Raw genomic sequence first — 12,885 nt, forward strand, 5'->3', positions numbered from 1 at the left:
TTTTTTACAATCATTTGAGCAAAAGGCAACTCATTTTTGAAAGCGTTATCATTATGAGGAGAGGCTGTGAATTGTATGGTCAAAAGGAAGCTGTTTTTATCAATCGTTTTTATGTTGACGATCGTAGTTCCTTTCAGCCTGATCGGAATAAGGGCCGCTTATGCGGAGACCTTACCTTATCAGACCATTATCATCGATGACGGTAGCATTAAGATTAATGATGTTGTGACACCTGATGCGGGTAACGAGAACAACGGATATTCGGCTTCAAATTGGACTACAAGCACAGGGGTAAAGGGGTATGATCTTTCCAGCACCAAATATACAAGTACAGCAGGCAGGACGATAACATGGAATCCACGCTTGGAAGAAGGAACGGCGAAAATATCGTTCTATAAGCTGGACTGGGCAGATAAAGCAGATAGCAATGTGAAAATTGAGATCGTTCATAATGGAACAACGGATGTAGTCTTTATGGATCTTAGACCCTCATCTGGTGCTCCAGCAGGGTGGGTTGATTTGGGAGAGTACTATTTTTCTGGAGTTGGCGAAGAATTTGTTCAATTGACCCGGTCTACCGGCACCACAAACACGATCCTTACGCGCGCGGATGCGGTCAAGTTCGAAGGGAATATAAAGCAGAAAGAGCCACATAAGACAATTATCATTGATGATGGGAGCCTCACAATTGATAATGTCGTCACTGTTGATTCAGGCAACGTCAGTAACGGGTTCTCCGCTCCTTATTGGACGACAAGTGCAGGAGTGAAGGGATACAATAATTCCAGTTCCAAATTTACAGACGCTGTAGGTAGAAGCATCACCTGGAATCCACGCTTGGAAGCAGGGACGGCGAGAATATCGTTCTATAAGCTGGATTGGGCGGATAAAGCAGATAGTAATGTGAAAATTGAGATTGTTCATAACGGGATTACGGATGTTAAATTTTTGGATCTTAGACCTTCGTCAGGTCCATCCGTTGGATGGGTTGATTTGGGGGAGTATGAGTTTAGTGGTGATGATAGCGAATTTGTCAGGCTGACTCGAACACAGCCTTCTACGGGTACAATTATTACGCGGGCCGATGCAGTCAAGTTCGAGGGGAATATCCGTCAACAAGCACCACCGCTGCCCCCGCTAAGAAGCCGCATATTAGCGAATCTCAGTTACACGGAGAAAGGCAGCATCGAAAATGCGAACTATAAGGCAACCTTCTATGAGGCAGCATGGGATGGAGGCAAATCCATCGTTCGGGACATGTTCTACAAAAACACGGACACGGGAAACTGGGTTCCAATAAATAATGAATCGGAAAGACTTGAGGAGCAATGGGTTTTATTGGATGGGAATGCGGGCAGCAGAACCAATTACTACGATACGATGAACAAACGCTGGATTACATTCGACGGAGTCCATTTTCCAGACAGTCACACGGCGGTATTAACCGATTCCTCGCATGGAAGTGATTACGATTTTGAAGTGAACTGGTCCATGGCAGAGGATACACCCGATGTTTCCTTTGCCTTCACGCCTCGCCGCGACGGTAACTACGTGATTGGATACCAGTCCTTCACAACAGAGTCTGTCACGGGCATCAATGAAGTGTTAAATGGATTCAGGTCGCATGCCAAAATGGTAGGTACGGTTGAATCCACAAGCTTGCGAGAACTGAGCGCTCCGATGAGTCTGGTTGAGAAGAAGGATGGTGCGGGAAATCCATTGACGTATGGTGTATTTGTACCTTCGGAAGAGCTTCCGGTTGAATTTGAACCGACGGGAGGCGTTACAAAACAACGGCTTGGTATGAGCTTGGTCAACAACGAAGGCAGCGTGCAGCCCATTATTTACGCCCCTCAGTTGGGGACTTATTCGCAGATGACCGCAGAAAGTACCTATCAATTTCATATGGGGCTAATCGCGCAAAAAAGTAATCTGTATGAGTCTTACGCGGATATTCTACGCAATGAGTACGATTATTCAGCATACCGGGAAAATGTATCAGATCAGTCGCTTACTGACGCGATGTTTAATATGATCGATTTGCTTAAGATAGAGCCGCTAGGGGATGACTCTGTTAATTATGTCCCATCACCCAGCGGGTGGTGGAGCCGTGCCAAGGGCTTTATTGATATCGAAAACGAGGACAGCGTTCGAACAAGCTCAAATGCGGTTCTTTTGGGAGCTTATTATTTAACTGGGGACGACCAGCTTTACGATACGAGAGCACTACCGTCCGTCCAGTATGGCGTATCGCGTAATGGTATTGGTTGGTCGCCAACGCAGAAGAAAGTATACGGTGTGCCTTCCTTATGGAAAATGGCTACTCTGCCGTTTGATGTATCAAGTGTAGCCGCTGTTCATCAGATGATGGGCAATTCGGCAGGCATTGGTGCACTCGCTCAGGAAGAGTACCTCGTGCGTGACCCAGATCAGAAAGACCGGGGGCCTGTTATTCAGCCCCTGATGATGTATCGGATGACGGGAGATGCGCAGTATTTGCAAGCTGCGAAAGATGCAGCCGACAGCTATATCACGCAACATATCGATACGCCTGCATCCGTGGATGTAAGTAAAAATGAGTTCATTTATTATTATAGCAAGCTGTGGATGGAGATCTTGGAGCTATATGAGGAAACGCAGGATCCCAAATACTTGGATGCCGCCTATAAGGAAGCCAAACGGTATGCAACCATGTTTGTTGCTCGTCCAGTTCCTGAAGGTAACGTTACGATTCCTCAGCCGGAGACATATAATTACGCCGAGTCGTTCCATTGGCCGGAAAGTGGTAAATTTCAATATCCAAGACTCAAGCTTCCCGAAGATATTACCGGAGGTGTTCAAGCGAAGCGTTGGCTGGTTTCACCGAGCGGATTGACGTTTGAAGCAGGAAGTACAACCGGCTATTATCGGATGAATGCTCAGGAAGCGCCATTCATGCTGAGATTGTCGCTTTATACAGGGGATAAACTACTGCAAGATATTGCTCATAATGCGGTTATTGGTCGATATTCCAGCTATCCAGGCTATTATTATAAAGGCTTCGCCGTTAGCCAGCTTGAACCGGACTTTCCTCTGGAAGGCCCAAGTGGGGCTACATCTATCTATTATCACCATATCCCGGGGCAGCTGGGGCAAACGATGGATTATTTGATTAGCGAACAATCGTTGAAATCAAACGGGAGTATTACATTTCCTTCCGTATTTGAAACGAATTTTTTATGGTTCAAATATCACCTCTATGGGAATAAACCAGGTCAATTTTATGGGTTCTCCGACGTTTGGCTTTGGATGCCCAAGGGGATTATTAAGACCAACCATCCTCAATTGAACTGGATAACGGGTGAGAGCGGGGATAAATTCTACATCGGGTTAAGCAATGCATCGTCAGAAGAAGTTCAAACTCCGATCGAATTGAATGAACATATCATTGGATTCAACCCGGCACAGGATTACACCGTAACAATCATCCGCGACAATGGTACACCAGAGCAAACGGTTATGAGTGGCGGAATCATTCAAGCCACGGTTTCAAGCAAGGGAATCACCGCGATCATTGTAGAAGGACTTAACATTGATGTACCGCTGCATCAGGTCAGAACGGCTGAACCATCGGATGCAAGTTATTTCTTTGATACCCACAGTCCAATCGATGCAGTTAAAGGCATGCTGCTCGTCAAGCCTGACGAAACGGTCTACGATGCTTATGTGCAGGCAAAAACGACAAAACCCGCGACAATCCATTATTCCTTGGATGGCGGGGCAACGTATACAACTATTCCCGATACGATATACCCGATGGAATGGTCGATACGGGTTAATGATGTATCCCAAACCTTTACGTATTATGTGGAATCGGAGGGGAAACAGACCCGCAAGCGGACACTTTATCTGCCTGATGAGGTAACCGAAACTCCAGTCCAACCCGATGGGCAGGATAGTTCATCTATCATTGTGGATAATACGGAGGCCGAGACAGAAGGCATCTGGATAAGGGATACGACGGCTAACGACTATTATTATGATAATTATGTGTATGCCAAATCTACGACCGGCACAGCGACAAGCAAAATGAGATGGCGGCCTGAACTGCCGGAAAGTGTCACTTACAGTGTGTATTACAAGATTCCGCAAATCACCGCTAGGAGTGAAAATTGGGCAACGAATGCCTCTTTTACCGTTTATTATAGCGGGGGCTCCGAGACAGTTACTGTTGATGAGACAGCAGCGAATGGTACTTGGGTGCACCTAGGGAATTATCCTTTTGCTGCAGGCGATAGCGGGTACGTGGAACTAACCAATAAGGCCAATAAGTCCAGGGTCATTGCCGATGCAATCATGTGGGTGGACGCGAACAGTATCCCCCAATTGGAGTCTGTCTTGATCCTGTCCGATCGGAACGAGCTGCAGATGACTCAAAACGCACAACTGAGTGTAATCGGCTATTTGGATAACGGTTTGATTGGTGATCTAACACAGGCCAATGTACAATATTTCGTTGATCGTACGGATCTGGCTGAAGTGGATAGCGATGGTAAATTGACTCTGCTCGATCTCGATGGGGATACGGATCACATTGAGGTATGGGCTACGATCACGATTGACGGAGTGACCTTAACCACACCACCTTTGAACATCACGATCAAGGACCTAACGGTTATCGTCGATAGTACGAATACAACTGGGTTATATACGACAGAAGGGTCATGGAGTCAAAGCAATTTAGCCGGATACAAAATTGGGGTTAAATCCCGATACTCAACCGTTCAAGGATCATCTGCAACGTGGAAAGGCCAGTTCCCAGAGGGGAACTATACGGTCTCGATCTACAAGCTCGTCCATACGACGGCAAACGATAATAATGTCAAAGTGGAAGTGAAGCACAAGACGGGTACCGAAATCACCTATATCGATGCAACGGTCGGCTCATCGGGTTGGGTTAATCTGGGAACGTTCGACTTTACGGGTGACGGCAGCGAGTATGTCAGGTTAACTAGGGTTACGCCTACAACGGTAGACCCGCCAACGCTTCCTGCGGATATGATCTATACGAGAGTTGACGCAGTTATGTTCGAACGGCAATCCGATGGTTCAGAGCTGCTTGCAAATGAGCCGCCAGGTGAGCCAACACTTTCTGAACAATAAAAATAACCCTAAGAGCCGAGTGGATGAGAACGATCCATTCGGCTCTTTTTGTCTAGGGGCATAGGTCTAGTTATATATCATAAATAACAACCAATCACACATTAAACACTAAAGTTTGCTAGATCCAACTTTTTTGGATTCCCGTAAAACTCTTGCCGCATTCAGATTATGTTTCGCAACACTTAAAACGTTTCTCTAGACCCACACAAATCTTCAATGATACCATCATAAACGTGCTAGAAATGAAGATAGCAGGGGGATATTCATTGTGGATCAACTAAAATACGATAATCTAAAGTTGGGAGAGCGCGGAGCAGTCATCAGCATTATCGCCTACATATGTTTGACGGTATTAAAACTGGTCATTGGAAACATGGCCGGATCAGAAGCACTCAAGGCGGATGGATTAAATAATGCTACCGATATTGTGGCATCCATTGCCGTACTGATTGGTTTGAAGTTTGCCCAACGCCCAGCGGATAAAGATCATAGATATGGTCACTGGAGAGCAGAGACCGTTGCATCACTAGTTGCTTCTTTCATTATGATGGCGGTAGGTTTGCAAGTACTGTTTGAAGCCATTGGTTCTGTGTTTCAGGGTACGCATGAATCTCCGGATATCATCGCCGCGTACACAGGTATTTTCTGCGCGGTTATCATGTATCTGGTCTATCGCTATAACAAGAGACTGGCTACCCGCATTAAAAGTCAAGCGGTCATGGCTGCAGCTCGTGATAATATTTCCGATGCCTGGGTAAGTACCGGTACGGTAATCGGGATCGTAGGTTCCCAATTTGGCCTTCCATGGCTTGACCCTGTAACTGCTGTGATCGTAGGTTTCCTGATCTGCAAGACCGCTTGGGACATTTTCAAGGAAGCCACGCATCATCTGACCGACGGTTTTGATGTTGAACTTATTCAGGAGTACAAAAAGACGATTGCCGGAATTGACAGCGTAGAGACGGTTAAAGACGTAAGAGCGCGGAATTATGGTAATAACGTCGTAGTAGACGTTGTCATAACAGTCCATGCTGGCCTGGACCTTCAACAAGCACATGATATCTGTACAGACGTAGAGAACGAGTTGATGGAGGAACATGACGTATACACCGTTCACGTTCATGTGGAACCTGATATGCTGAAAGAGTGCATTTAATATCAGGAACATAAAAGAGAGACTCAGTAAAAAACCAGTGAATGAGATTACAGTTCACTGGTTTTTTGCTGATATTCATTTTTCATCGCTTCAGTGAACGTTCACTTGGTATACCTTCAATAGTTTACTGTATCCATAAGCAAGAACAAATGGCAGAAGGTATGACAAAAAGGTCCAAAGAATATTCCATCCATTAAAATAAATGACATGCCCCATCATTTTGGCAAGCCATTCTATCAATGTCAGCAACAATGATACAACGAGGATAGCCAACCATGGATTGGCATTTTTGACTAAGATGGCATACATCATCAAGCAGCCAGCGATCGGATAGACTCCAAGATCCATTGGAAGAGCAGCAAAGGATTGGTTACGAGTATTCGGGAGAATATTCCAGAAGTAATTAAACCCGATATTGTTGATGCATGCTGCAATGGCCACACCAAGTGGATAATATAGAATAAAGATTGTAAAGTTCCGACGCAGAATCCATATACCCAATATAATGGGAATGACCATACCCAACAGAATATTTCCTAACATGCACTTCTCCTCCATATATAAAATCCCATGATTGCACGGATGATTATGTTAAGGTACCCATCACCAAGGATATAATGCATCATAGTAAATCAGGGTACATGCAACGCTCTCTCCAGAAATGAAAAAAAGCCCTTTTCTTCGTATAAAAGAAGAGAAGGGCTGATCCTGAGAATTGGATTACTGATGTTTCTTGAGAATATCGAATATGATCTTTGCGTTATCTGTATTGTCGATTAACCCGGAGAACCGATGACTTGCCGGGCCGTAGGCATATACCGGAACATCTTCGCCTGTATGACCACCTGTTGTCCAGCCCGTAAACGAACGATTATCGATAATCGCTTCAATGGCATTATCAATCTTCGTTACATCCGCACTTTTGGCTGCTTCTTTCACCGATTGAATCTCTTCCGCCTTTAACTCCAGTTTCAGATAGCTTTTCAGTGTTTCTTCAACTGAAGCACCTTTCGCAATTTGTGCTGCCATGAAGTCTGGAGTACGAAGTGCAGCTTTGATCGGGTCTACGAAGAAGTTGTATTCTCCATCTTTCCCTAGAGTAAGTCCGCCCGTGGAGTGGTCGGCAGTAGCTACGACAAGTGTTTCACCGTCTTTTTTGGCGAAATCAATGGCTGCCTGAAATGCTGCTGCAAAATCCTCCATCTCACTCATCGCGCCAACGATATCATTATCATGACCTGCCCAGTCGATCTGACTGCCTTCGACCATAAGGAAGAAACCTTTGTCGTTAGAGCTGAGGCGATCAATAGCTGTATTTGTCATCTCAGCCAATGATGGAGTTGCGGCAGTGCGATCAATAAGCTTGTCCATTCCTCCATCCGCAAACAGTCCAAGAACTTGTTGATTCTTATCGGCAAGGAGAGCGGAGCGATCCGTCACATAGCTGAAGCCGGCCTTCTGGAACTCCTTCGTCAGGTCACGACCCTCACGTACAAAATTGGATTTCCCTCCACCCAGCAGCACATCAACTTTATGTTTGCCATTAATCAACTCATCATAGTAATCATCTGCAATCGCATCCATGTTCTTCCGACTAATATCATGGGCACCGAATGCAGCTGGTGTGGCATGAGTAATCTCCGATGTAGCCACGAGCCCCGTGGACTTCCCGTTTTCTTTCGCTTGCTCCAGTACGGTTTTGACTTCTTTCTGTTCAGGGTCTACAGCAATGGCCGCATTATAGGTTTTTACGCCTGCAGACATAGCCGTTGCTGCGGAAGCAGAATCCGTCACATTTTGCTTGTCATCATCCGGATAGGTCATTTGTGCTCCCACAAGATAAGGGTCAAATACAGTTCTGTCCATGCCCTTCGTCGAAGGATCATCCTTCATATAACGGTAAGCGGAGGTATAAGAGGTTCCCATACCGTCCCCAATGAGGAAGATGATGTTCTTGACCTGTTTTTTCTCCACACTTACGGCTTGAACGGCACTTGCTTGTCCGGCTGACAACAAAGTAGAAGCTGATACAGCCAGAGTTAGCGCCACCGCTGGTAATACTCTTTTGGATAATTTCACAAATAATTCCTCCTCGTTATATCTCAAACATGAATGCATGAATCTATATTCATTTGTTCAACATTAAAAAGATTATCATTTATTTGTAAATGCTAACCAGGTTTTTTGTATACCTGAAGTAAAAACAAAATAAGGAGATGGCTTCATTGTAGTACAAAAATATACTCATCCCCGTGTTTTTGAAGTATGATAAAACATAAGTAGAACGCTTTCATTCTTGTATGATAACTACCATAAAGTCAAAATTCATTTCCAGGAGGCTCATACCATTGTCCAAAACAACTCCAAATTATGATGGGTATCTCTTTGTACATTTTATTGGCGAACAGCCAGACGGAGAGCAAGTCTATTTCTCCTATAGCAAGGACGGCCTTCACTGGAAGGACCTTCATGGCGGATTACCTGTACTGTTTTCCGACCTTGGGGAAAAGGGGGTAAGGGACCCGTTTCTGGTTCGGTCGGTCAAAGATAATAAATTTTATCTGATCGCTACGGATCTCCGCATTGCTAGCGGGAAAGGATGGACTCATGCCGTTCATGCCGGGAGCCGTGACGTCATCGTGTGGGAATCCAGTAATCTTGTGAACTGGTCATCCCCATGGAACGTTACATTGGGTATAGAGGATGCCGGATGTGTTTGGGCACCGGAAGCGGTGTATGATGAAGCAACAGATGAGTTTCTCGTATTCTGGGCTTCCGCGACACAGGAACCTCACGAGCATGAACGAAAGCAAAAAATATACAGCGCCCGTACAAAAGATTTTCGCACGTTCTCCGCATCGGAAAAGTACATAGAGCGGGATAATCATATTATTGATACAACGATTCTCCCTTCTGCCAGTGCTTACTATCGGTACTCCAAGGATGAAACGACCAAAAACATTCGGGTAGAAAAAGGGGACTCTCTCGACAAAGAGGCGTTCGATACGCTTCAAGCTCCAGTACTGGAGGCTCTGGCGGGTGTTGAGGGACCTCAAATCTTTAAATTCAATGATCGGGAGGAATGGTGCCTGATTGTTGATCGGTTTGCAGAAGGTAAGGGTTATCTTCCTCTGTTGACTAGAGATCTGGGAAGCGGAGAATTCCGGATTGTGCCTGAAGGTGATTTTGATATGGGAATGACTCAAAAGCGGCATGGGAGCGTCCTGCCAATCACAGCCGAGGAATGTAGCCGGCTTCTAGCGGCTTTCGGATAATCATCAGATGCTTCTCGGAACAATATTTATTTCGATCACAACAACACAAGGATGTCTCCCGATATGCTCATGGCGGGGGACATCCTTGTTTTAACCTATGAATACAAATTATAGCTCTTGGTAACGATAACCTGTAAATCGTAATATGAAAGGAACATCTAACATGCCAGAATGGGCGGAAGTTGCATTTCGAACTTTATCTGCTGTAACTATTTTATTTTTAATCACAAAAATTTTGGGCAAGCGTCAAATCTCTCAATTATCTTTGTTTGAATATATTACGGGTATTACTTTAGGGAATTTGATAGGATACATCTCTTTAGACACGGATACGAAGTGGTATCTTGGTTTTGTGGCACTTTTTGTATGGGTATCTGTATCTACAGGAGCGGAGTTTTTAACGTTGAAAAGTAAAAAGTTTCGAGATATTGTTGATGGGAAATCAACGATACTAATTGAAAATGGAGCAGTCATCGAAAAGGCGTTAAAGAAAGAACGATTAACAATTGATGAATTTTTGGAGCAGCTTCGAAAAAAAGATGTGTATAGAGTTGCCGATGTTGAGTTTGCTGTAATGGAACAGAGCGGAGAGGTCAATGTTATGCTGAAAAAAGAGTATCAGCCACTTACCGCCGATTCGTTAGGCTACCATATTTCCTCAGAGAAAGAACCAAAAACCATCATTATGGATGGGCATATGTTGCCTGGAATTTTAAAAGAAGCAGGATTAAGTGAAGACTGGGTCCAGAAAGAACTTCGCAAGCTTGGTGTGACATTGAATCAAGTGACCATCGGACAGGTGGAAAGTAACGGAGAGCTCTCTGTACAGACGGGTCAAGATTTTTTGCCTAAGTCTGCAAATTCAAACCCTAATGATCAAATAACCGAGTTAGTTAAACAATTGCAAGATGAGTTGAACATGCGTAAGCAGCTTGCATTAAATGATAAGGATCGGCTGAAGTATCAGGAAGCGCTAGATCAATTTCAAACTGCAATGCATGCGTATCAAAAACAACAATAGATACATTCCTTAATCCAATAACATTAATGGGATGAGTGTACGCTTTCTACCTACAGCAAGTGAAGATTCGGAAAGTTACATAGACTGGTGAAAATCGTTTATATCGGAGGGACAGAAAATGGCCCTATTGTAGGTCGCTATAATAGCGGCTTTTTTTACTGTTCGGGAAATGTCACATTATTAAATAAATATTGGTTGAAATTGTTAGAAGGATAATCTATTTCATTACCTTCTGGATTGGACTTATTGACACTTCGTACATTAACATAGATTGAGTGAGTCAATGATCTGTACAATCATGTACCGTTTTTTTGTGTCCAGGGAGGCTGTTTTTCTAAATAGTACCTGATAGAGGTGATCAAGTATGAGTGATAATTTGATAAACAAACCGTATACAAGTTCCCGATCTGATATCCAGGATGTTTTGCGTGATTCTCGTCTGCCTGCTTTGATCTGGGGCATTCTGATTTATTTTTCTGCATTGTACTCCCAGCTACCGATGTTGCCCACATGGTTTGAATTTATGATGTTTACAGCTCTCATTCTGGTTCACATTCTGCTGCATTGGTATGCCGGATACGTTGTTGATCGAAGACCCTGGATTTATTTTGTGACACAAGGAGGTATTGTCTGGGGGTGTGCGTTATTTATGCCTAATGCTCATTCGCTCATCTTTGTAAGCCTATTGACGGCTTTGGCCGGGCAGAGCATTGGCGTATACGCTCAACGGATGAAGGTGCTCCTAGTATGTACCTTTTATTGCACCTTGTTTTCTGTCTCCCTGGTTTGGATCGGGACTACCGAGGATTTGCCTTCTACGGTACCATCTCTTTTCTTCGTCATGTTTTTCGTAATCGGCTATGCTTCTTTATTCTATAAACAAGTTCGTGCCAAGTTGCGGACCCAGTCATTTTTACATGAATTGGAACGAGCGCACAGGAAAGTGGAGGAGTTAACGATTGCCAATGAACGTCAACGGATGGCCCGCGATTTACATGATACCTTGGCACAAGGGCTCGCAGGTCTTATCATGCAGCTTGATGCCGTGGATGCACATTTGGAAAATGATAATAACCATCGTGCCCACGAGATTGTTCAGTTGTCGAAAGCCCAAGCAAAGCGCACGCTTTCAGAAGCGAGAAGCGCAATTGACGACTTGCGTTCGTATTCTGCAGAGGTCATAGATATTTCTAAAGCGGTACAGGAAGAGGCTGAACATTTCTCACATATGACAGGGATTCGTATTGCCACTCAGTTATCGATCGCCCATCATGTGGTGCCGAAGTTGATCTTCGAACATAGCTTACATATCATCCGAGAATGCTTGGCCAATACAGCAAAATATGCTAATGCTACGAACGTGGAGGTTGTGGTTGTAGCACGCGAAAACATCATTGAGCTAAGCATTGCGGATGACGGAATAGGGTTCGATACTAATCTGATCGAGAAACAATCTGGCAGTTATGGTTTAATTGGCTTATATGAACGAACCAGAATTATGGGTGGGGAGATCAAAATTGAAAGTGGAAAACAAGGAACCGACATTTCAGTTCGCATTCCATTACAACAGGAGGACACCAACGTATGACAATTAGGATTCTTATCGTGGACGACCACTTCGTCGTTCGTGAGGGACTTAAGCTGATCCTGGAAACCAATCAAAGGTACGAGGTTGTCGCAGAAGCATCCAACGGTATGGAAGCGGTTCGACGAGTGGACGCTTACAAACCGGACATTATCCTTTTGGATTTAAACATGCCTGAAATGGGCGGCTTAGATACCATGACAGCGCTCAAAGCTAAAGGAGTCGATATACCGGTCATTATTTTGACTACATATAACGAGGATGAGATGATGATCCGCGGACTGGCATTAGGTGCTAAAGGGTATTTACTGAAGGACACGGGAAGAGAGATGATATTTCGCTCGATTGATGCAGCGATGCGGGGTGAAACGTTGCTATTACCAGAGATCAGCGAAAAAGTATTTGCTCACAAGGCATCAGAAAAGGGGAAAGAGTCACCCTCATCGAAAATATCACTTACAAACAAAGAGCTGATCGTGCTTCAAGCGATAGCCCGTGGATCTCGAAGTAAAGAAATCGGCTTCGATATGGGCATATCCGAACGGACTGTAAAGACTCATTTAACGAGTATCTACAATAAATTAAGTGTAGATTCGAGACCGCAGGCCGTTGCCGTCGCGGTGGAACGTGGAATCTTGCATTTATAATCGAACGATTCATATATTTGCCCGATCGTACATTTGGGTTTGCCCTTTTGTACGATTTT

The 12,885-nt window shown here is 44.5% G+C and carries 8 protein-coding genes; 6 read left to right on the forward strand and 2 right to left on the reverse strand.

Annotated features, from left to right (window positions below):
* The first annotated feature begins 75 nt into the window (after positions 1 to 75).
* Positions 76 to 5,142, forward strand: a complete 5,067-nt coding sequence (locus tag OM416_RS02065) for a hypothetical protein (protein ID WP_264926532.1) — start codon at positions 76 to 78, stop codon at positions 5,140 to 5,142.
* Positions 5,143 to 5,410: 268 nt separating this feature from the next.
* Positions 5,411 to 6,298 carry a cation diffusion facilitator family transporter gene (locus OM416_RS02070; protein WP_264926534.1) on the forward strand — a complete coding sequence of 296 codons (888 nt, stop codon included), beginning with the start codon at positions 5,411 to 5,413 and terminating at the stop codon, positions 6,296 to 6,298.
* A gap of 90 nt (positions 6,299 to 6,388) precedes the next feature.
* On the opposite strand, the gene OM416_RS02075 is transcribed toward OM416_RS02070, so the two are convergent.
* Positions 6,389 to 6,841: a hypothetical protein gene (locus OM416_RS02075; protein ID WP_264926536.1), complete on the reverse strand. Its 453-nt coding sequence runs from the start codon at positions 6,839 to 6,841 to the stop codon at positions 6,389 to 6,391.
* 177 nt (positions 6,842 to 7,018) lie between these two features.
* Positions 7,019 to 8,377: an alkaline phosphatase gene (locus OM416_RS02080; RefSeq protein ID WP_413775741.1), complete on the reverse strand. Its 1,359-nt coding sequence runs from the start codon at positions 8,375 to 8,377 to the stop codon at positions 7,019 to 7,021.
* Positions 8,378 to 8,646: 269 nt separating this feature from the next.
* On the opposite strand from OM416_RS02080, the gene OM416_RS02085 reads away from it, so the two are divergent.
* The 4 genes from OM416_RS02085 (at position 8,647) to OM416_RS02100 (ending at position 12,826) form a co-directional block, all read left to right on the forward strand.
* Positions 8,647 to 9,573: a glycoside hydrolase family 43 protein gene (locus tag OM416_RS02085; protein ID WP_264926540.1), complete on the forward strand. Its 927-nt coding sequence runs from the start codon at positions 8,647 to 8,649 to the stop codon at positions 9,571 to 9,573.
* A gap of 163 nt (positions 9,574 to 9,736) precedes the next feature.
* Positions 9,737 to 10,594: a DUF421 domain-containing protein gene (locus OM416_RS02090; RefSeq protein WP_264926542.1), complete on the forward strand. Its 858-nt coding sequence runs from the start codon at positions 9,737 to 9,739 to the stop codon at positions 10,592 to 10,594.
* A 364-nt stretch (positions 10,595 to 10,958) separates the two neighbouring features.
* Complete coding sequence (locus OM416_RS02095; protein ID WP_264926544.1) at positions 10,959 to 12,182, forward strand: sensor histidine kinase; 1,224 nt, start codon at positions 10,959 to 10,961, stop codon at positions 12,180 to 12,182.
* A complete protein-coding gene (locus tag OM416_RS02100) occupies positions 12,179 to 12,826 on the forward strand; it encodes a response regulator (protein ID WP_264926546.1) in 648 nt (215 codons plus the stop codon). The genes OM416_RS02095 and OM416_RS02100 overlap by 4 nt, the downstream gene beginning before the upstream one ends.
* Positions 12,827 to 12,885 lie beyond the last annotated feature (59 nt).

Source organism: Paenibacillus sp. LS1, from assembly GCF_026013365.1.
Lineage (GTDB): Bacteria > Bacillota > Bacilli > Paenibacillales > Paenibacillaceae > Paenibacillus.

What these genes read in the sequence shown, in the direction of transcription:
- OM416_RS02065 (WP_264926532.1), top strand. Translation starts at nt 76, where the DNA reads ATGGTCAAAAGGAAGCTGTTTTTATCAATCGTTTTTATGTTGACGATC.
- OM416_RS02075 (WP_264926536.1), bottom strand. Translation starts at nt 6,841, where the DNA reads ATGTTAGGAAATATTCTGTTGGGTATGGTCATTCCCATTATATTGGGT.
- OM416_RS02090 (WP_264926542.1), top strand. Translation starts at nt 9,737, where the DNA reads ATGCCAGAATGGGCGGAAGTTGCATTTCGAACTTTATCTGCTGTAACT.
- OM416_RS02095 (WP_264926544.1), top strand. Translation starts at nt 10,959, where the DNA reads ATGAGTGATAATTTGATAAACAAACCGTATACAAGTTCCCGATCTGAT.
- OM416_RS02100 (WP_264926546.1), top strand. Translation starts at nt 12,179, where the DNA reads ATGACAATTAGGATTCTTATCGTGGACGACCACTTCGTCGTTCGTGAG.